Genomic DNA, 20,191 nt, shown 5'->3' with positions numbered 1-20,191 from the left:
GGCTCATGACCAGGCCACGAAGGCACACCCCGGAGCAGGCGGCGGAAGCGCAGCGGATCGTGGACGAGTCCCGGCTGACGACTGAACTGGTCGGGATCGTGCGGGATCAGCCGGGCCGGTTGATCCGGAACCCGTGCGGTGACCCCGACGGCTGTCAGCATGGGCACTGCTACGGCACCCCGGCCGAGGCGGAACAGGTGCGGCGTACCGGGCTACCCGCCGACGACGGGCGGGAGTGACGCCCGGTCGGTGTCCCAGAAGTCGGCCGGCGCGGCGACGATCTCCTCACGGAACAGCGGCTCGCCCGTGTGCGCCAGGTGGTGACCCTGGCAGTAGTACAGCAGGGCGTGAAGCTTCTGCTCGTCGACACCGGGCAGCCGCCGCCGGATCTCGGCCGCGACGTCGTGGACTGACACCACCGTCATACCTCCAAGCGTAGAGGGGTGGGAGATTAGCTCCCACCCCTCTGTCGGTACTGGATCGAGGTCGCACCCGTGTGCGATGGTGGAGACATGGACAGCGACGACGCCATCGCAGCCCGGTACACCCGGCGCGCACGAGACGCCGCCGACTCCGCGATCCGGCTCGGCGCCGACCCGGACGCGGTTCGTGCCGCCGTCGAGGAGGGCATCGCCGACGCGGTACGCGCCAACGCCCGGATTGCTGCCGCCGACCAGCCGGCCGCCGACCAGCCCCGGCCGAAGTTCGTACCGAAGCCGGGCAGCGCCGTCGAAAGGTTCCTCAAGGCCGTCGGCTGACCCCAGACACGGAAGAACCCCCGCGCCCACATCGGGCCGGGGGTTCCTCTCGTTTCCGCCTACTCGCGGACCAGCTCGTACCTGTTCCCTTCCTGCCGCACCTTGCCGCCGGCCTTCGCCATCGACTTCAGCAGGTCATAAACCCGCTGGTACGACACCTCGACACCCTGCTCGCCCATCTGCGCGTGGACCTGGGCGGCGGTCATCATGTCCGGGTACCCGTCCCGCAACACCAGCTCGATCCACTCGCGGGCGTTCTCCGGCTTGCTGCGATCACCCGGTACGCCGTCCAGCTTCAGGTGAGCCTCGGACAGCAGCCGCTCCGCCTCCGCGTCCATGCCACTGTCGGGTGCCCGATCCTGGACGCCTGACGTCACCTCGGCCCGCGCACGCTGCCGCTCCAACGTCACCCCGGTACCGATCAGGAACCGCTCCGTCGCGCTGCCGATCGGCGCCACCGTCGGCCGCTCCAACGCGGGCGGCTCCGCCGGCCGGTCATCCTCCGGCACTTCTTCGCCGCGCAGTTCGGCCAGCATCGCCGCCTTCCGCTTCCACCGGTTCGCGTACACCAGCCCATCCCGAAGGTCCCGGAACACCGGGTGTCGCCGCAGTTCGGGGAAGCCGTCGGCATCCCGACCACCGAGCACATCCTGAACCCGAACCCCGGCCGCCACCCGCTTGCCCCGGTCGTCGAGGTCCGGGCGCAGGTGCGCGGTTGCGATGGCGTGCCGCTCGATGCTGGCGATGTCGACGTCCACCGTCCGGGCCAGAACCGGCCGGTAGTCGACCTTCGTCCGGTACACGTACGCCGACCCCATGTGCAGCAGCCGGGCACGGCCCGGGTTCACCCCGAGGACGTACGTGTACTCGTCCTCCTCGTCCATGCGGAGACACAACCGCAGTGAAGCGACGGTGCGCAGCCCTTTCCCGAGCAGGTCCCCGGTGCCGCGCAGCACCGACATGATGACCCGGCCGCCCTGGGCTCGGCCGATCTGCGCCAGCCGGGCGATACCCTCATCCACGATCTTGGAAATCAGTCCGGCCATCTGCCGCAGCTCACCGCCCTCGTCGGTGATTACCAGGATCAGAGGGAGTTTCGCGTCGACCGGAAGAACGGTCGTGTTCGCCGCCCGCATCCGAGCCGTGGCCTCGGGGCTCGTCTTCCGGTCCTTCACGATCGCGGTAGCGACAGCGACCAGGGCAGCAGCCTCGTACTCGTCCTCCGCCACCCAGTCAACCGTCGGCTTCGACGCCTCGCCGCGCGCCCACGGGCCGATCCACGGGGCGGCGACACCGCCGCCGTTCGGGTCAACGATCCAGATCAGGGCATCCACACAGCGGGCCATCCGCATGATGACCCGGTGTAGGAACGTCGTCTTGCCCGACCCGGTGGTGCCGCCGACCACCATCGAGTCTTCCCGCAGCGACACGTCCAGCTTCTCGCCCCGGGCGGTCGTCGCGATGTCGAACTCGTCATAGATCGACACCTTGTCGGTTGGCTCCGAGATCCGCCGGCCGTCACCGGCGAGGCAGTCCCGGAGCATCACGTCGAGGATCGCCGCGCCCTGGTGCGGCCCGTCCAACACGCGGACGACGCAGCCGGCGGGAAGACGTCGGGCGCCTGCGATCTTGTCGGTCTGCCCTGCCAGATCCTTGACCGTCATTCCCTCCGGCAGATCAAGGTGCACCTGCTCCCCGGCGGTCCGGTCCGGCCACGGCGTCACGGCGGAGACCCGGAGCTGGGACCACTCCCAGTCTTCCTCGGCCTCACCCCTCTTCTTCCTCGTCTTGGTGAGACGCTGAAGCATCGCCTCCCACTCCCGGACCGCCGACGGCCGCCGGTCGACGTCCGGCAGGTTCGGGATCGTCTCCACGATCACCCGGTTCCGGGCGACCGCGAACTCAAGCGCCGCGAACAACGCACCCACGGCGCCGAGGCTGACGGCCGCCCACTGCACCGCACCCGTCTTCGCCACGAACGCCACCCACACCGACCCGGCCAGCACCACGGCAGACCGGTGAACGGACGCCCACGGCTTGTCCGTCGCGAACGACACCACCACCGCCGCCGGCACACCGATCACCGGACCGGCAACCAGCGAAATCCACCACTCGACCGGGGCGAACCCGAGCCGGATCGCCACCACCAGCAGCACCGCCAACAGCATCCACATCGGCACCCACACCGCGCCGCTTCGACTCCGCATCACCCAACCCCCTTCACTTCCTGGCCACGAACCCGGCAGGGGTGCCCCGCAGCGTGTACACCACGGGACACCCCGGACAGGTCAGGTGTCCTGCTCGGCCGCCGAAACGTCGGCCCGCTTCTCCCGCGCCCGGCCGCCACGCTCACCGGCCAGCCGCGCCTCATCGACCTCGTGTTCCTGGCCGTACCGGGCCGCCAGCGCCTCCGACCGGGCCGCCAACGCCCGCAGCCGGTTCGCCCGATCGTCGTCCTCCTCGCGGATCTTCCGCAGCTCGGCCGCGATCACCTCGGCCTCCGACGTCAGCGCCTTGCTCGCCGGAAGGTCGTTCTCGCCCTGGTCGGCGAGCCGCTTCATCCCGGTAGCGATGGCCTCCACGATGTCGCCCTGCTGCCGGGCCGTCGTCGCCAGCTCGTCGATCGACGGGGCAACGGACCGCAGGTTCCGGCCCCACCTCTGAAGGCTGGCGTCGTCCTCGTGTCGAACTCCCATGGGTGTCTCCTTTCCTCGCTGCGGCGCCGGTGCGGCCCGCTTCTCGTTGTGCTGTTTCGGTGCGGGCTTGTCCGACACCTGTTCCGGATCGGCGGGGGTTGGGTTGGTCGCCTTCTCCGGCCTTTCCTTCTTGCTCTCGTCGCGCTTTCCGTCGCGTTTCTTGTCCTCGGTCCGCTTGTCGTTGAATCCCTTGCGGAGGTCATCCCAGAAGCCCGGCTTCTTCTTCCGGCCCGGCCCTTTCCGGTTGCCGGATGGAGAACTCCCCGACCGTGACGCGTCACCCGACGGCTTCGACCCGCCCGACTTGCCCGGCCGGTTCTTGCCACCGAACGGCCACAGCTTCGACTTCTTCGGACGCGTCCCCGATGCGTCACCCGACCCGCCCGGCTTCCGCCGTGACGCATCACCGGACCCGGCCGGCTTTCGTGACGCACCCGGCCGCTTGCCCCGCAGTGCGTCAAGCAGACCCGGCTTCTTCCCCGATCCGTCACCGCGCGGACGTGACGCACCCTTGGGGTTCAGGAGGCGACTCAGCGGGTTCCGTGACGCACCGCCCGGCTTCTTCGATGACGCGCCCTTGGGTGACGCACCAGACCGGGATGACGCACCCGGCCGACGTGACGTACCGAGGAGACGATCGAGAAGACCGCCCTTCCCGCGACGGCGCCACGCCAACAGGGCCGCGAACACGATCACGGCCGCCACCGCGTTGATGACCGCCCACCACAGCCAGCCGACGCCGGCCCACAGCGCCATCTCCAGCACGGCCAGGAGCATGATCGCGGTCATCAGGATCGGCGGGTCGAGCAGCGGGTTCGGCTTCTTCCCCCGCCGGGTTCCGGCCGCCTTCTCGGTCACGCTCTGTCGACTCTCAAGGGGTTGAGAAGTCAAGGGGGTTGATGCCGGGGGAGATGCCGTCTCCCGGTCCTTGGCGACCGTCTGAGGCGGGTTCTCCGGGGACTCAAGGGGTTGAGTCCTCAAGGGGTTGAGGTTACGCACCGTGACCTCCCACCGTGTGGCCGTTGGTCCGGTGCTTCCGCACGTACCGCTGGGCCGCCTGCTCGTCGATGCCGACCTTCTTCGCCGCCGCACGGGCGGACATGCCGTCCTCCTCGACGAGCCGGAGTACCTCGGCCATCCGCTCGTCCTTGCCCGGCTTCGGACCGCGACGCGTCTTCACCGGCTCCGGCTGACGCGTCACCTCGGACCCGTCCGGACCGTCGCCGGGTGACGCGTCACTGCCGTTGATCCGGTGCGTCACCGTCCGGCGGGCCGGATGCGTCAGTGCCGGGTACGTCAGCCGTGCGTCACTGGCCGGCAGGGCGGGCGTGTCGTGACGCGTCACCTCCGGCATCGGGTGACGCATCGCCGGTACGTCGAACGGGTCACCGAGTGATGCATCCGCGTGGACTGGCAGGGATGCGTCACGAGCCGGCTCGGCGAGCGACCACGGATCGAACGACGCATCACGTACGTCAACGTCCGTCGCGTCGATGTCTGGCATGCCAGATACGGGCTCGGCGATCGACGGTTCCGGCTTCGTCTTTTCCGCCCGAGATTTGGTGCCAAGCGCGTGCGCCCGCCACGCCACGATCGGCGGAATGCACGAGATCGCAATCACCAACCCCCACGGCACCTTCTCTTCGCCGGTGATGTGGAGCGGGAGCAAGTGAACGGCAATCTGACAGCCGATCATCAACGCCAACCCGGCGAGGACATCCCCCGTGCGGTGGCGCAGGAATGCTGCCGCCGAATACACATCAATCGAGATCGGGAATAGGACTGCCATCCATTCGCCGTAGTGCGCCATCCGAGCCAGGTCGTACTCACCTTTCGCGGTGAGCGCCACGGCGGCGACCAGTGCCGGCCAGCGCAGGTGCCGGGCGATGAAGTTCGGCTCCTCCTCGGTCACGACTTGTCTCCCGTCCCGCCGGGCAGGCTGACGTTCAGGTACACGGTCACGTAGTCAGGAGTGGCGGCACTGCTCGACCGGATCGGCCGGGAGTCGGCCCGCCACACCACGAACGTCCGCTTCACCAGCTCCTTCGCCGCCGCCACCTCCGACGGCAGGCCACTCAGTACGAGCCTCACTCCCAGTCCCCCCGATCGAGCAGACGCCGCCGCACCAGCAGGGCGTCGACCTTCAACGCCCACCGGGTCGGCCGCACGTTCGGAACGACGTCGATGAACACCGCCGCCGTCGATTCGCTGACCGGGTCGGGGATGACCCGCACGACCCGCATCCATCCGCCGTCCTCAGCCCGGACCAGGTCGGTCGGCCGGACCTGCCGGGCCTCGACAGGCTCGGCGGGGATCGTGGTCTTCATCCGGAACGGCGGGGTGACGACCAGGTACGGCGCCTCGGCCGGGATGTCGGCCTGGAGGTACGCCATCGGGGTGCCGTGGTTCCGGGACTGCCGGTGGTGGACGTCGGTGACGTCCAAGCCGTCACGGAGCAGGTGCTCCCCGACCTCGATCTCCCGCTCGGTGCCGATGATCCGAACCTTCACTTGGCACCTCCCAGCAGAGCCCGTACCGCACCCATGTGGATCTGCTCGTGCGCGGTACGCGTCGCCAGAGCCGCCGCCGTGCGGCCGTCCAGCCGCTCGCCGACCATCCGGCCGCCACGGGCCGCGACCTTCCACCCATCGGCGCTGCGCATCGCGATAGCGAAAGCGCCCGCGTTGGGCTGGTCGGCGTCGTGCAGCTCGTACGCCCGGTTCTTCACCGTCCGCCGCTTGATCAGGACGGTCATCACGACACCGCCTTACGCACGCGGACCGGCGTGCCGATCGGGTACCGGTAGTGCTCCTCGTCCTCGCTGTGCGCGGCAGTGTTGATCGACACCGCCGACGGGTGGCCCTCGTACAGCCAGCCGTCCACGTCCACGATCTCGACGACTTCCCAGTTGCCGTCCGGGGTCAGCAGCTCGTCACCGAGCCGGACCCGCTCGACGGGCATCGGCACACCGGCCGGGCCGGCGGCGGTCATCAGGTGGTCGCGGACGACCTCGATGAACACCAACGCCTGCTCCGGCGTCAGGTCCGCCATGCTGCCGAGGTTCCGGCCGACGTTCAGGGACACCTGCGTCTGCCCGGCCTCGGTCTCCTCGTCGAGTTGGCAGAGGCGCACGTCGAGCAGGCCGGTTCCGGCGGCGGTGGGCACGTCGACCGCCGGGGACATGTGCATCCGCGACCCGTCGTGCCGGTCGGGGGTGCACGGGGTCCACAGGCACCAGTCGGGTTCCGGCAGGGCCGGGGCGGCGGCTACCGCCGGGACCGAAGCCCCGACGGCAGCCTGCCCGACCGTTACCGGAGTAACGGTGATCGTCATCGCGCAGCCTCCGACTCGGCGGCGTCGGCCAGGGCGAGCAGTTCGGCTGCGAACATCCGTGCCCGGGTTGCCGTCAGGAGGCCACTCTCGGCCAGCAAGTCCCACTCGCCGACCTGTACGGCGATGTACGGCTCTCCCGGGTCGATGCCCTCGGCGTCGGCCAGGTCGTACCGCTCCACCCGGGCCGAGACACCCAACGCGGGGTCGGTGTCGGTGCCGCCGTTGACGGTCGTCACGGGGCCGGTGTGGTGCTCGATTCCGGGAATCCGGGACTGGCAGTCGTCCCCGCACCACGGCTGGCACGGCGTGGCCAGGTCGGCGGGCCGAACGGGCGTGATCGTCATCGGGCACCGCCAACGATCAGGGCAGGCACCCGCAGCAGGTTCGCCGCCAGCATCCGAGCCTCACCCGTCAGCAGGTCCGCGAACTGCCGGTCACAGTGCGACAGCTCCACCTTCGACTCCGCCGACTGCTCGTCCTGCACCAGCGACACCTCGACGAACGAGTCGAACCCGTCCAGCGACAGATCGACCTTCACCATCGACCCGGCGGCCGTGCGGTGGAACCGGTCGCCGACGAGTTCGGTCTCCCGGTGGTCACAGTCCGCCCACACCGGGCACGCCGTCTTCTGCCACGACGGCGAACCGGCCGGCGGCGGGGACAGCGGCAACGGCTGCTCGCCCCACTCGACGTGCCGGAGGATCTTCCCGGCCAGGTCGACAGCCTCACCGACCGTCAACCGCAGCGACCGATGCTCCCAGTGGCCGAGGGACGCCGACAGGATCACCATCGGCTCGGCGGCGCCGGGCATCTGCCACACCTCGACGGACAGCGTCGCCGGGCACGGTCGGGGCATGTGGGCGTCGGCCGGGATCGGCGGCATCGCCCGCAGCGGCAAACCCTCGATCAGGGTCCGGGCGCACATGCGGTCGTCGCCCTTGTCGGTCTCGTTGTGGATGCCGCAGCACCACGGCCGGTCCGGGACGGTCATCCACGACGGCCGGTCGCCGGTCTGCTCAGGGTGGGCGTCGTGCCACGCCTCCACGTCGAGATCCGGCTTCGAGAACGTGATCGCGTGCCCGGCCGCCAGGGCGGCGGCGTGGTCGACGAGCCGGTCCGCCGTGACCCCCTGGCCCCGGTCGTCGGTCTTCTCCTGGTGCAGCGACGGCTGACCGGCACGCGGCGCCGGAAGCTTCACACCGCCGGTCGGGTACGGGTCGCGGGAGGAGACGCTGAAGACGCCCATCAGCGGGTCACCCCCAGCAGTGCAACGCTGTTCGCGGACGACGACCGGGCGGGCAGGGCACGGGTCGGGGTGACGACCTCACCGTCCAGCACCGACGGCCGGGCCGCCCGCACGTTGTCGACGTACGACTGTTCCTCGCGGTGCTGGGCCATCCGGTCACGGGCGACGTAGAACGCCCGGTACGCCAGACCCCGGAACCGGGTGTTGACGTTCGTGTGCAGGCTCGCCGACGTGATCGGGGCGACGTCGAGCAGGCGGCCGATCTGCGCCATCTCGGCGAGGCCGTCCCGGTCGTTGTCGGTCAGCACGATGTGCTCGAACTTCGGCGACGACGGGATCGGCATGTCCGGGTTGGCCTCGAAGAAGTCGGCCAGGGCGCGCAGGCCGGCGACCAGCTCGGCGCGCGGGTCCGGGCTGGCGGGGACGAGGTTCGTCATCGGGCCACCCCCGACCGCTCGGCGACCAGGGCGGCGATCCGCTCGTCCTGCTCACGGGCCAGGTCAGCGAACGCCCGGTCCATGCCGGCCACGATGTCGGCGACCCTGGCCCGGTGCTCGGCGTCGGTGAGCCCGGCGGGGAGGGTGCGGATCAGGGTCATGGCGTACACGTAGGCGTGGTCGGCGCCGTTGTCGGTGATGGTCTGCCGCATCGTGGCGGCGATCCGCTCGACCTCGGTCGGCGGGGCGGTGTTGTTGCCCGTGGTGGGCGTCGTGGAAGATGACACCTGGGTTCGTTCCTCTCGTGTGTACGACGAGTGGTGCGGGTCAAGTCGTGCCGGGGGAAGGAGTGCCTGCTCCGGACCCCGGGGCGCACCTCCTAGCTACTCCGAGCTACTAGGCGCATGTTGACTTGTCTTCTTGAAGAGTAAGTGTCTTGCGCCTAGTCTGCAAGGGTGACAACGGCAGACTTTTACGGGAGAAAGTCCAACCGCGACGACGGGCAGTCCGTCGCCGGTCAGGAAGCGGAGTTCCGCGACGACTGCGAAGACCAGGGGTTCGATGTCGGGCGGATCTTCGCCGACCCGGACCGGTCCGCGTCCCGGTACGCCCGACGGCCACGACCCGACTTCAACGAACTGCTCACCCACATCCGCTCCGGCAACTGCCAGATGCTCTCCATGTGGGAGTCCAGCCGAGGCAGCCGAGACGAAGTCGAGTGGTTCACCTTCCTGCGCGACTGCCGCAAGCAGGGCGTACCGATTCGGATCATCTCCCACGACCGGACCTACAACCTGAACGTCCGCCGGGACTGGCGCACCCTCGCCGACGAAGGGGTCGACGCGGCCGACGAGTCAGCGAAGATCAGCGAGCGCACCCGCCGAGGGAAGCGGATCGCAGCCAAGCAGGGCAAACCGGTCGGCCGCCTGGCGTACGGCTTCGCACGCGTCTACGACGAACGCGGCAAGTTCCTCGACCAGGTGGCAGACCCGGCAGAGGCGCCGGTTGTCCGGGAGGTGATCCAACGGATCGCCAAGGGTGAGCCGTACCGGCAGATCGCCATGAGCCTGAACGACCGGCAGATCGCCCCACCACAACGCCCCTGCGACCCAGGCTGCGACCGGGACCACAAGCACATGAAGCTTGGGCAGTGGACCGACCGGCAGGTGAGGCAGCTCGCAACCCACCACAGTTACGCCGGCCTTCGCGTCCACCAAGGCAAGGTCATCGGCAAGGGTGTCTGGAAGCCGCTCGTTGACCTCCAGGTGTGGCAGCGTGCCTACGACCGGGTGACCAAGTCGCGGGGCCTGCACAACGATTCGAGAAGCAGGCATTGGCTGACGGGCGCGGTTCGGTGCAGCGAGTGCAACCACACCCTGCGCTCGGTCACCCGCAACAACAACGGCGGGTACGCCTACCAGTGCCGCAACGCCGAGTGCTTCAAGGTGTCCGGGTCCGCGCGTGGGCTTGAGGAGGTTATCGAGGGGATGATCCTCGCCTGGCTCGACCGGCCAAGTTCGAGGCGGATCTTCCAGCAGGATGGCGACAACACCGCGCTACGGGCAGCCGAGGCCGAAGAACAACGCCTACGCGACCACCTGAACACCTTCTACAGCCGGGCCGCCAACCCGGCCGCCGGCCTGTCCGCCGCCGGGCTGGCCGCGATCGAGGCCGAGTTGCTGCCACAGATCGACGCCGCCGCCGCCAAGGTGAAGCGGCTGTCGACCCCGCCTACCCTGGTGGCGCTCGCCGACGTCGACATCGTTTCGGAGTGGGCCAACCTCGGTCCGCTCGTGCGTCGGGACGTCGTGCGGGCCATCGCCGATGTTGTGTTGGTCCCCGGCGGCCGGGGGGCGGGGCCGAGGTTCGATCGGTGGAGACTCGCCGGTTCCCGGTACCACGGTGACGAGAAGACTTGGGGCGATCACTGGAAAGAGCAGCAGTGACCTAGTCGCCGCCGCCTTCCTCGTCCCGCCGCTGCATCTCGCGGATGATCTGCTCAAGCTCCACTAGGAGCTGAACATCGAACCGGGCTCGGCGGCGGCGGACGTACATCGCCAAGCCATCCTGATCCTCCTGAGACAACCCAGAACGGGCAATGGTCAGTATCTCTCCCGGAGACGCGGACCCGAGGATCCTCTCCTCCATGTCGTACCGCTCCCGGGGGGAACTCAGGACGTCGGCCCACAAATGACCGAAGCTCCGAACCCATGCCACCTGATCATGGAGAAGTTGCAGCCTCCTACGCACAACCTCCCTGTCGACCGCAGACGTGGGGATCGGAGAGTCGCTGTCGTACGGTGCGAACACGTCTTCCCCGGTCGGTGGGTCCGGCATCTCGGGAGCATCCAGCGTCCCGACCGCCTTGCCCATGTGGCCGGCGCGATGTTCCGGATCGACATCGGAGCCGATCGGTTTGACGGTGAGTCCGAGTTCCAGAAGGTCGTCGAACAGCAAGGCAACGTCACGAGGCTTACCGGCCCTGCGGATGAAGCGGGTGACCTTCTCGAACGCGACCGGCAAGTGTGGGGGTTGTTCGCCGATGGCCAAGATCAGTGCCATGAAGTCGGCGATGTTCCGACGTCGCTCCAGTGCCTCCGGGGTGATCTCGTCGTCGACCAGCGCCTTGCCGATCCGAGAGAGCGTCTCGGCACCGAGCACCTGAACGGGGACGGGGGACAGGGGCAGGGGGAAGCTGGGACGCCATCCGACGGCCGCCTCCAGCGCCTTCAAGGACCCGGCGCTCATAGCCTTCCCCGCCTCGGCGTTCCGCACGGTGCCCCGAGATACGTTCGCCAGCTCGGCTAGTTCCTCTTGGGAGAACTCCAACTCCTCGCGGCGTAGCCGTAGCCGATCACTGAACGGCAAATCTGCCATGTCCCTACGCGGCCCAATCTGCTCGGACCGATCCCGTCGGTGCTCCCCAGCACGCACAGCGATAACCCCCTCTACGTGGAACTTGGCAGACCGTACAGGGTATGACCTGCGCAAGCGTGGCCCAAGCATGACACCTGCCTGCCGCAAGGATGACCCAACGGACGGCGCACTGATTATCGCGCCGCATCTAAAGTTGACCACGATTTTGCAAACTTAGCCAGATCATGGCAGACTCAACGATCGTGAGAGAGGCACGAGCAGGAGCCCGAGGCCCACGACTGAACCGGCACGCGTTGCGTGCGCTGCGCCTCGAAACCGGGCTGACACAAGTCGCTTTGGCCAGGCGTTCCGGTGTCGACGACACCTACATCTCCCGGCTCGAAGCTGGCCGCCGCGTATGGCCGGCCATCCGTATCACGCAGGCGCTCGCGGCGGCACTCAACGTGCCGACTGATGCCCTGCTCGCTGCTGACCGTGGGGTGGTCAACGATGACCACCGCTGAGATCCCAGAGTGGGCGCGAGCGGCGGCTAAGAATGCCCCGGCAGCCACGCCGAGTCAGGTTGACGCCCTGCGCGCACTGTTCGGAGTGGCACAACCAGCGCGCGAACTCCACCGAGTGGACGTCCGCCAACCGCGACCGCCACGAGACGTCGCCGCCTAGCCGGGCGGCAGAAAAAGCTGGCCGGCTCGGTGTCCTACCACCGGCCGGCCGGAGAACCCGAAAGGGGTCCATCTATGTCCGGGTCCATTAAATCACAGGTCATCCGTTACGTCAGCGGAACTCCCGTCGACCGCGACGCCCACAACGAACTCGTTGCCCACCGCCTCGACCTTCACGCCACACAGCCGCTCGACCCCAACGACATCCGCCTCGTCCTGCACACCTGGCCGGACGACAACCGGACCTGTCACCGCTGCGGCGGCCCGTACGAGAGCGAAGACGGCCCGTACGACGGTGAGTACGACGACGGCGGCCCGACCCACGTCCACCTCGTCCTCGGCGAGACGTCACCGTCGATCGCCACGGCGCTCTGCCGGATCTGCGTCCAGATCGCCGACCACGAGTACGGCGCCGCCCTCGTCGCCCTCCGGGACGCCCTCGAAGAGATCCACTCCGCCTTCGAGTTGACGCCCGACAACCGGCTCCGGCAGATCAGCGCCTTGGCCATCAACGCCCTCGGGCTTCAGATCGAGGCACACCGAGCCGCCGAGCAGGAGCGGTACATCCGGCTTCACTCGGTTCCGACCGGAGCCGACCTGTGACCGGCGGGATGACCCCGATCGGGTTCCTCACCGCCCAGGGCGTCACCGACGAGATGGGCGAACTCGTCACCGTCTTCACCCAGCGGTACCAGCTGGCCCACCACGACAAGCACCACACCGACAGCGGCATCGTCGTCTACGACCAGGGCCTAGCCGCCCGGGTCTTCGACGAGATGGTGACCGAGGTGTGCCGCTGGTGCGACGCCAGCGAGCCCGGCTTCGACGAAGACGGCGCGTGCACAGTCTGCGAGACGTTGAAGGCACGCCGGTTCGTGCTCTCCAGCCGTCTGCCGATCACCCTCGGCTACGGCGACAAGGTCACCTGCGGGGACTGCGGGCGGGTCCGGACCGTCCAGGGCCACCACGTCGAAGTGAGCGTGCCACCGCTGAAGGTGCTCCGGCTGTGCCGGCCGTGCGCGATCAAGAACCCGATCTACGTGGCGTGGCAGCGAGCCGCCGACGTGTGCGACGAGATCGACGAGCTGATGCAGCAGGCGTTCGACCAGCGGCAGCGGGACCTGATCGCAGCCCACCTCGGAACCGTCGCGTCGTGGTTCTCCCGCTGGCGCTGGCCGCAGGACGACTCCGACGACGGCAACCCGTCGACCGACTGATCCTGATGCACCACCACCTGAACACCAGCCCCGAGACCGGGACCGGCCGGGACACGTCGCCATCAAGTGGCGGCCGGGGCGCGCTGGGGAGCGAACCACTTGAACGGCACCACCCACACCGAAAGGCCAGCATCATGGACGACCAAGGCGCACAGGATGGCCTCTTCGCTCTCCTCGACCAGGTTGCCGCCGACGCCGCTCGGGCCGAGCCGGAAGACGACAGCCTCAGCCCGAGCGAGAAGTTCTGGCGGTACCACGAGGCGAACCCCGCGATCTACTCGCTGCTGGTGGCGTTCGCCAGGGAGTGGCGGGACCGAACCGGCAGGCCGAAGCTCGGCATCAACTCGCTGATCGAGCGGGTCAGGTGGGAGGTCGCGGTCCGGACCAACGATCCCGACTTCAAAATCAACAACAACTACGGGCCTTGGTTCAGTCGGTTGATCATGCGGCAGGAACCGGACCTCGACGACTTGTTCCACACCCGCCGTTCCGTCGCAGACGACGACTCGTGGATGGAGCAGGCGGCGTGAGCGCCATCGAGCAGGTCGAGTACCTGTACTGCATCGTGCCGAGAGGCGACGACCCGGACGACCGCGACCGCGTCATGCCCCTGCGCGTCGTGAAGAAGACCCCCAAGCGGATCTACTTCCGGCGGTGGCTCACCCACGACATCGGCTACGTCGACCGTCAGGCCATGGAGGCGTCCGGCGCCGACGGCTGTTCGGCCCGTAAGCGGACTTCGTGGTGGGACCCGGACGCTCACCTCTACCTCGAACCGCCCCAACTCGACGCGCGGGGCCGCCGGGTCGACACGACCGCCCTCAAGGCCGAACTGTCCCGACTCAAAGCCGAGATGGCAGCCGCTCACCCCGACGTCGGCGGCACGCACGAGGCGTTCCTAGCCGCCCACAAGCGGTGGAACAACGCGCGTAACCAGTTCGCCCGGCTGGTCGACGTGCCGGAGGCAGGCGCGTGACCGCCACGCTTCCGGACGTCGCCACCCTCACGGCCGAGGATGTACGGACCGCAGCCCGAGCCTGGCACGCCGCCGGTTGCGCCGTCCTGCCCGTCAAGGCAGACGGCAGCAAGCGACCCGACCTCGCCGGATGGACCCGATACCAAGCCGAACAACCGTCCGCCCAGCAGATGGCCGCCTGGTTCAACGATGCCGACCGGACCGGGCTCGGCGTGGTCTGCGGCGCCATCTCCGGTGGGCTGGAGATGTTCGAGTTGGAAGGCCGCGCCGTCGCCGACGGTGCCCGCGAACGTCTCGTTCCCGCCTTCGACGCGGCCGGGGTGCTGGACGTATGGCGCCGCTTGAGCAAGGGATACGCCGAGTGGACCCCCAGCGGTGGACTGCACCTGCTCTACCGGCTCGCCGACCGCGAGGTGCCCGGCAACACGAAGGTCGCCCGCCGACCGAAGCGGGAGGACGAGTACACCGACGAGGACCGGGCGCTGCTCGCGAAGCATCCCAACAAGGTCATCCCGACTGTGTTGGCCGAGACACGCGGCGAGGGCGGGTTCGTGGTCGTCGCACCAAGCCACGGCACCACCCACGACAGCGGCAAACCGTGGCAGTTCAGCGGCAGCAGCACCCCCGGTGCCGTCCCGACGATCACATGGGCCGAGCGGGACGCCCTCTTCGCCGCCGTACACGCGGTGCTCGACCAGATGCCGGAACCGGAGCCACCGACCCGACCGGCGGCACGCCAAGCGGCGCAGTCAGGCGATCGGCCCGGTGACGTGTGGGCCGCCCGGACCGGGTGGGCGGACATCCTCGAACCGCACGGATGGAAGCACGTCTGGCGCAAGGGCGACATGGACTACTGGCGGCGGCCGGGCGACGACAAGAAGGTCGGCTGGTCCGCCCGTACCGGCGGCCGGCACGACGCCCTCTGGGTGTGGTCGACGAGCACCGAGTTCCCGACGGAGGAGAGCATCACCAAGTTCCGCGCGTACGCGATCCTCGACCACCAGGGGAACGACCACCAAGCCGCATCGGCGCTACGGGCCGCTGGGCATGGTGGTGACCGGTGGCCAGTCAATGAACCGCACCGACAGGGCAGGGCCCGGACCGAGTCGCCGCAGAAGCGGGCGGCGACGGCTGGTCCCGCCTGGCCGGTGCTTCACGAGGACGCCCGTTACGGTCTAGCCGCCGACCTCGTGAACCTCTACGACCCGCACACTGAAGCCGATCCGGCCGCCGTCATGTTGACCTTCCTAGCCACGGCCGGTTGTCGCTTCGGGTCGGGCTACTACATCACCGGCGGAAACACCCGGCACGCACCCAAGGTGTGGCCCATCCTCTGCGGCGACACCGCAACCGGCGCCAAGGGCACCGCCGTAGCAGTCGTCCGATCCTTCTGGCGAACCCATGACAAACAGTTCGTGGAGATGAACACCGCCACCGGCCTGTCGACCGGTGAAGGCTTGATCCGTATCGTCCGAGACGCGAACGGCGACGACCCGTCAGCGCCCGGGTTCGACGAGGGTGTGCACGACAAGCGGTTGTGGGTCGACGCCCCCGAGTTCGCCAGCGTCTTGGAGCGCGCCCGACGGGAGGGGAACTCCCTCTCCGGGACCCTCCGGGAGGCGTACGACGACCTGCCGTTGCAGACGATGACCAGCGGCTCGCCGCTACGGGCTACTGGCTCTCACGTTGTCATCGTTCCGCAGATCACGCCGACCGAACTGGTCGGGAAGCTCACCGCTACCGACGTGGCGAACGGGCTCGCGAACCGGTTCATGACTGTCTGCTCCCGGATGAGTAAGACCCTGCCGGAAGGGTCGGCGCCCGATCCGGACGACGTACGCGACTTCAGCCGTCGGCTGGACGAGGTCACCGGGGCCCTGTTCCGCGCCTATCACGACCGTGGTGAACTCCGCCGTACGGCGGCAGCGCGGAAGCTGTGGGCATCGGAGTACCACAAGCGGATGAACCAGCGACGCGACGAGGCCGAGTCGCCGGTCAAGTCGCTGCTCGCTCGCTGGCACGCCAACAGTGCCCGACTGTCGGTCATCTACGCCCTCCTGGACGGCACGCTCGATGTCGACGAGCGGCACGTACGGGCCGCCCTCGCATGTTGGGACTACGTCGAGGCCAGCACCCGCTACGTGTTCGGGTCGGCCGCCGGAGACCGGGACCTGGGTCGGCTCATGGAGTTCATCGACGAGTCGGAGACCGGGCGTACCCGCAAGGCCATCTCGGTTGAGCTGTTCCAGCGCCACAAGACCAAGAAGGAGCTGGACGAACTGCTCGACAAGCTGCTCAACCTCGGTGGCTACGCCTGCTCACGGCAGGTCGGTCCGAACGGTGGGGCGCCGGCAGCGACGTACTACCGGGTGCGGTCCGGGGGTTAGTTCGCGAGTTGGTTCGCAGTTAGTTCGCCGAGGTGGCCAGTGGCAGCAGATGGGGGATGAGCAGGACAGATGTAGATCGACTAAGGCATTGGTTCGCTTAGTTCGCTTAGTTCGCAGGGAAAGGTGTGTGAGGGGTGATCACTATGACGTACGGAGATTATATTGATGATGTTGTATATCTACTGCTTATAGGGCCTGTCCCCGGTTCTCAGAGCCTTGTGCCCACCCCCCGTCACCCTCTCTTCCCTGCGAACTATGCGAACTTGCGAACTAACCCCTCGCTGGAGCCGCAACAGCGCAGGTCACCCCGTATATCCACGCCAAAACCCACCCTGCGAACCATCCGCGAACTAACCCGCGAACTAACCCCCGAGGCGGTGTCATGACATCCCGCCCCGATCGCACCCAGTGCGACCAGCCACAGAGGGACACCCTGTCCCCGTGCGGACCGGATGTGGACGCCCCACAACTCCAACCCGGTACGCACACCGAGTCGGCAGACGACTGGCCGGACCGGCTCCGACGCGCCGTCGCCGCGACGATCGCCGCCCGGGAAGCCCGACGCGACCAACGCACCCAGCTCGCCGAACGACGCGACCACGGTCTCACCCAGCGGCACGCGACGAAACTCCGTCGCCACAACCCGGACGACCAGGGACCCACTACAGGCGACACGTCCGGGTCTCAGGGTGAGACCGTCACCGCGACGGGCTCAACACCAGCCGGCGAAACCGTCTCACCCGAGACACCCACGGCGGTCGACCACCACGCCGCCGCACTCGCACGCCTACGCCGAGCCGCACAACACGGCTGGCAACCCACCCCCAAGGAGAACCGATGCCCGTCCGACTCATGACCGAACACGGCCCCGAACTCGACACCACCGGACCCGGCCACCAGATCGGCCGCCGATCCACCTGCCGCTACTTGACCCGACGTACCTTCAGCCGCCGCACCACCGGCGCCCTCGACAGGTGCACCGCCCAAGTCGCCGAAGAAGGCGCCGAAATCGAGCTGTGCCTCGAACACCTCGCCGCCGCACTCCAACTCCTCACCCGACGCGGCATCACCCCCCAGACGCTCACCTACACCGTCACCGTCGGCCCCGAAGAAATCGACCGGATGAACCTCGCCACCCAAGCCACCGACGCCCTCGCAGACGCCTACCGCCGGTACACCCAGGAGAACCCGTCATGACCTGGCCTGACGCCATCGTCTACCTCGCCATCCTCACCCTCGCCGGCTGGTATGCCTGGCTCGACAAAAGGCCACCACGATGAGCGGAGAACTACGGGTACTCACCTTCGGCGCCACCACCCGCGACATCGACCACTGGCCCGCCGACCAACTCGCCGCCGCCGAAGCATCCGGCGCCGACAGCTACCACGACTGGATCTTCAACCAGCTCGAAGAAGCCATGCACAAAGCCGGACAAGAGTTCATCGACCAGCACCCCGACATCTTCGCCTGCGAACTCGGCTGATGTCCCACGGATGGAAGGGCGGCAGCACCAGGCGCTACCGGCGCTTCCGTGCCGCCGTCCTCCTACACAACCAGCAGGTGAACGGCGGCCGGTGCCAACTCGCCCTACCCGGCACCTGGTACACCCGCCGAGGGGAACCCCGCCACTGCCTCGGCCAAGCCGACTGCCTCCACCACCCACGCGGCAAAGCAGCCGGCGACACCTGGGACAACGCCATGGCCGCCTGCACCCCATGCAACCTCAAGGTCGGAGACCCACTCGCCGCACCCGACCCACCACCACGACCAAGGACACAATGGTGACCATGGACATGAAGACACCCTACATATCCGCAGGTCAGAGGCTTGCAAGCGAGACTGAGTTTTCCCTGGTCAGATGGGGTGGGGACATCCACGTCCCTCTGTCCTCTCTCTCCCCGGGGTCGCTTAGCGACGCTAAGTGACTAGTAAGTAAGGAAGGGACGCAGCGTGACGACACAGGGGCCTATGGCACGCGCGCTCGCCGCTGCGTTGCGGGAGGCGAAGCCGGAGAAGCAGGACGGCGGGGCGGTGGCGCTCGCGAAGCGGTATGCGGCGCTGATCGATGACGCGGTGCCGTTGGCGAAGTATGAGGCGCCGTTGCGGGCGTTGCGGCTGGCCGTCACCGAGTCGAGTGATCCGAAGGCGCCGGATCACATGGCGAAGATCGAGCAGGCGTTGGCGGCACACAGCGTCGCATCGGACCTTGGCCCGAAGCTGCTGGCCGCGCTGACCGCGTTGGGGATGACCGCCGCCGGCCGTACGGTGAAGGGAGGTGCCTCGGGTGGGAACCCTGTCGCTGCCCAGCTCGACGAGTTCACGAAGCGACGCGCTCGACGTCGACAAGGTGCTGGGTAGCACCACGCCGCGTCTGTGGACCCCGCCGCTGGTGACCGGTCCACCCGGTCCGTGCGGGTGCGGGTGCCCGCTCACCCCAGAGACGTCGATCGGGTTTGACCAGGTGGACTTCGCGCGGGATGTGTTGGCGCATCCGTACGACCCGTGGCAGCGGTGGACGGTCATCCACGCCGGGGAGCTGCTGCCCGACGGCCGGGAGCGGTTCAAGTACCGGCTGATCATCGTGGCCAGGCAGAACGGCAAGTCCGAGATCGTCGTCGTGCTGGTGCCGTACTGGATGTTCGTCGAGCGGGTCCCGCAGATCCTCGCTACCAGCACGAAGTTGCCGATGGCAAAGAAGCTGTGGAAGAAGTCCCTGAAGCTGATAGAGCAGTCCGGGCTTGACCAGATGTTGGGTCGGCGCTGGTATCGGGAGGCGAATGGCGAGATCGAGATGTTCGCCCCGGCCCGGACGGCGGCCGGTGAGCCGTGGGGGTCAAGCTACGCGATCGACGCCAGCAACGAGGAGGGCGGCCGGTCCCTGTCGGTGAACCGGCTCGCTCTCGACGAGCTGCGCCAGCACACCGACTACTCGGCGTGGGGTGCCTCGGTCCGCACGATGGGGTCGATCGACGACGCGCAGGCGTGGCTGTTGTCGAACGCCGGATCGGACCGCAGTGCGGTGCTCAACGACCTTCGCGACGCCCTGGTTGACGAGTTGCCCGACGGCACCGAGTACGTGCCGCACGATCCGGACACCGACACGTTCCTCGCCGAGTACTCCGCCGCGCCAGACGCGGACCCGCTGGACGTGTTCGCGTTGGGGCAGGCCAACCCGAATATGAACCGGCGCGGACAGAAGGCCCGGGATCTGCTCGCCGACGCCCGTCGCGCGGTGAAAACCGGCGGTAAGGCGCTGACCGAGTTCCAGACCGAGGTCATGTGCATCAGGGTCAAGATCCTTAACCCGGCGATCAACGCGGGGTTGTGGTCGGCGTGCCTCGACGTCGGCACTCTCGACGATGCCCGGTCCCGGATCGCGCTGTGTCTGGACCTCGCTCCCGATGGCTTGCACGCCACGTTGGCCGCTGCCGCTGTTCTGCTCGACGATCGGGTGCGGGTCGAGGTCGTGGCGGCGTGGGACGGGCCGACGTGTGTGGACGACCTTCGCCGCGAGCTGCCGAACGTTATCGCCCGTGTGCGGCCGCAGGTCCTCGGCTGGCTGCCGAACGGCCCGTCGGCGGCGTTCACGGCCGACATGGCGG

The 20,191-nt window shown here is 68.3% G+C and carries 26 protein-coding genes; 13 read left to right on the top strand and 13 right to left on the bottom strand.

Annotated elements, in window-relative coordinates:
* The coding region (locus O7626_RS40870; RefSeq protein WP_347404888.1) for a hypothetical protein at nt 1–239 on the top strand (239 nt) is incomplete at its 5' end.
* Here the strand turns inward: O7626_RS40870 and O7626_RS40865 are convergent.
* Nucleotides 213–425, bottom strand: coding sequence for a hypothetical protein (locus O7626_RS40865; protein WP_278064621.1), 213 nt, complete (start codon nt 423–425; stop codon nt 213–215). The two genes, O7626_RS40870 and O7626_RS40865, sit on opposite strands and share 27 nt — an antisense overlap.
* 87 nt (nt 426–512) lie before the next feature.
* Between O7626_RS40865 and O7626_RS40860 the strand changes: the two genes are divergently transcribed.
* Nucleotides 513–758, top strand: a complete 246-nt coding sequence (locus O7626_RS40860) for a hypothetical protein (protein ID WP_278064620.1) — start codon at nt 513–515, stop codon at nt 756–758.
* Between the two features lie 59 nt (nt 759–817).
* Here the strand turns inward: O7626_RS40860 and O7626_RS40855 are convergent, their stop codons facing one another.
* From O7626_RS40855 to O7626_RS40805, 11 genes are all read right to left on the bottom strand, one after another.
* Nucleotides 818–2,965, bottom strand: a complete 2,148-nt coding sequence (locus tag O7626_RS40855) for a hypothetical protein (RefSeq protein WP_278064619.1) — start codon at nt 2,963–2,965, stop codon at nt 818–820.
* 81 nt (nt 2,966–3,046) lie between these two features.
* Complete coding sequence (locus O7626_RS40850; protein ID WP_278064618.1) at nt 3,047–4,312, bottom strand: hypothetical protein; 1,266 nt, start codon at nt 4,310–4,312, stop codon at nt 3,047–3,049.
* A 133-nt stretch (nt 4,313–4,445) separates the two neighbouring features.
* Nucleotides 4,446–5,366: a hypothetical protein gene (locus tag O7626_RS40845; protein WP_278064617.1), complete on the bottom strand. Its 921-nt coding sequence runs from the start codon at nt 5,364–5,366 to the stop codon at nt 4,446–4,448.
* Complete coding sequence (locus O7626_RS40840; protein ID WP_278064616.1) at nt 5,363–5,545, bottom strand: hypothetical protein; 183 nt, start codon at nt 5,543–5,545, stop codon at nt 5,363–5,365. Before O7626_RS40840 ends, O7626_RS40845 begins: the two co-directional genes overlap by 4 nt.
* On the bottom strand, nt 5,542–5,964 hold the full coding sequence (locus O7626_RS40835; RefSeq protein ID WP_278064615.1) for a hypothetical protein: 423 nt from the start codon (nt 5,962–5,964) through the stop codon (nt 5,542–5,544). Before O7626_RS40835 ends, O7626_RS40840 begins: the two co-directional genes overlap by 4 nt.
* On the bottom strand, nt 5,961–6,209 hold the full coding sequence (locus O7626_RS40830; RefSeq protein ID WP_278064614.1) for a hypothetical protein: 249 nt from the start codon (nt 6,207–6,209) through the stop codon (nt 5,961–5,963). The genes O7626_RS40835 and O7626_RS40830 overlap by 4 nt, the downstream gene beginning before the upstream one ends.
* On the bottom strand, nt 6,209–6,787 hold the full coding sequence (locus O7626_RS40825; protein WP_278064613.1) for a hypothetical protein: 579 nt from the start codon (nt 6,785–6,787) through the stop codon (nt 6,209–6,211). Before O7626_RS40825 ends, O7626_RS40830 begins: the two co-directional genes overlap by 1 nt.
* Nucleotides 6,784–7,131 (bottom strand): hypothetical protein, encoded by a 348-nt coding sequence (locus tag O7626_RS40820; RefSeq protein ID WP_278064612.1) that lies wholly within the window; start codon nt 7,129–7,131, stop codon nt 6,784–6,786. Before O7626_RS40820 ends, O7626_RS40825 begins: the two co-directional genes overlap by 4 nt.
* Complete coding sequence (locus tag O7626_RS40815; RefSeq protein WP_278064611.1) at nt 7,128–8,033, bottom strand: hypothetical protein; 906 nt, start codon at nt 8,031–8,033, stop codon at nt 7,128–7,130. Before O7626_RS40815 ends, O7626_RS40820 begins: the two co-directional genes overlap by 4 nt.
* Entirely contained in the window at nt 8,033–8,470 is a 438-nt protein-coding gene (locus O7626_RS40810) for a hypothetical protein (protein ID WP_278064610.1), read from the bottom strand. Before O7626_RS40810 ends, O7626_RS40815 begins: the two co-directional genes overlap by 1 nt.
* Nucleotides 8,467–8,757, bottom strand: a complete 291-nt coding sequence (locus tag O7626_RS40805) for a hypothetical protein (protein WP_278064609.1) — start codon at nt 8,755–8,757, stop codon at nt 8,467–8,469. The genes O7626_RS40810 and O7626_RS40805 overlap by 4 nt, the downstream gene beginning before the upstream one ends.
* Before the next feature lie 168 nt (nt 8,758–8,925).
* Here O7626_RS40805 and O7626_RS40800 point away from each other — a divergent pair, with 168 nt between their 5' ends.
* Nucleotides 8,926–10,416 (top strand): recombinase family protein, encoded by a 1,491-nt coding sequence (locus O7626_RS40800; protein ID WP_278064657.1) that lies wholly within the window; start codon nt 8,926–8,928, stop codon nt 10,414–10,416.
* 1 nt (nt 10,417) lies between these two features.
* Here O7626_RS40800 and O7626_RS40795 read toward each other — a convergent pair whose 3' ends face one another.
* The gene (locus O7626_RS40795; protein WP_278064656.1) at nt 10,418–11,347 is read right to left on the bottom strand and encodes a helix-turn-helix transcriptional regulator; all 930 of its coding nucleotides are present in this window, start codon (nt 11,345–11,347) and stop codon (nt 10,418–10,420) included.
* Nucleotides 11,348–11,640: 293 nt separating this feature from the next.
* On the opposite strand from O7626_RS40795, the gene O7626_RS40790 reads away from it, so the two are divergent.
* From O7626_RS40790 to O7626_RS40745, 10 genes are all read left to right on the top strand, one after another.
* Nucleotides 11,641–11,850, top strand: a complete 210-nt coding sequence (locus O7626_RS40790) for a helix-turn-helix transcriptional regulator (protein WP_278064655.1) — start codon at nt 11,641–11,643, stop codon at nt 11,848–11,850.
* Between the two features lie 234 nt (nt 11,851–12,084).
* A complete protein-coding gene (locus O7626_RS40785; protein ID WP_278064654.1) occupies nt 12,085–12,612 on the top strand; it encodes a hypothetical protein in 528 nt (175 codons plus the stop codon).
* Nucleotides 12,609–13,226, top strand: a complete 618-nt coding sequence (locus tag O7626_RS40780) for a hypothetical protein (protein ID WP_278064653.1) — start codon at nt 12,609–12,611, stop codon at nt 13,224–13,226. The genes O7626_RS40785 and O7626_RS40780 overlap by 4 nt, the downstream gene beginning before the upstream one ends.
* Nucleotides 13,227–13,360: 134 nt before the next feature.
* Nucleotides 13,361–13,756: a hypothetical protein gene (locus O7626_RS40775; RefSeq protein ID WP_278064652.1), complete on the top strand. Its 396-nt coding sequence runs from the start codon at nt 13,361–13,363 to the stop codon at nt 13,754–13,756.
* Complete coding sequence (locus O7626_RS40770; RefSeq protein ID WP_278064651.1) at nt 13,753–14,202, top strand: hypothetical protein; 450 nt, start codon at nt 13,753–13,755, stop codon at nt 14,200–14,202. Before O7626_RS40775 ends, O7626_RS40770 begins: the two co-directional genes overlap by 4 nt.
* Nucleotides 14,199–16,589: a bifunctional DNA primase/polymerase gene (locus tag O7626_RS40765; protein WP_278064650.1), complete on the top strand. Its 2,391-nt coding sequence runs from the start codon at nt 14,199–14,201 to the stop codon at nt 16,587–16,589. The genes O7626_RS40770 and O7626_RS40765 overlap by 4 nt, the downstream gene beginning before the upstream one ends.
* 837 nt (nt 16,590–17,426) lie before the next feature.
* Complete coding sequence (locus O7626_RS40760; RefSeq protein WP_278064649.1) at nt 17,427–17,786, top strand: hypothetical protein; 360 nt, start codon at nt 17,427–17,429, stop codon at nt 17,784–17,786.
* Nucleotides 17,787–17,865: 79 nt separating this feature from the next.
* Complete coding sequence (locus O7626_RS40755) at nt 17,866–18,072, top strand: hypothetical protein (RefSeq protein WP_278064648.1); 207 nt, start codon at nt 17,866–17,868, stop codon at nt 18,070–18,072.
* Nucleotides 18,073–18,557: 485 nt separating this feature from the next.
* Entirely contained in the window at nt 18,558–18,947 is a 390-nt protein-coding gene (locus O7626_RS40750; protein WP_278064647.1) for a hypothetical protein, read from the top strand.
* 103 nt (nt 18,948–19,050) lie between these two features.
* Nucleotides 19,051–20,191, top strand: a 1,141-nt coding sequence (locus tag O7626_RS40745; RefSeq protein ID WP_278066749.1) for a terminase, incomplete at its 3' end; no start/stop codon positions are given.

Source organism: Micromonospora sp. WMMD1102, assembly GCF_029626265.1.
Taxonomy (GTDB): Bacteria; Actinomycetota; Actinomycetes; order Mycobacteriales; family Micromonosporaceae; genus Plantactinospora.
The sequence above is the reverse complement of the archived record's forward strand: the minus strand, read 5'-3'. Positions and strand labels throughout refer to the sequence as shown.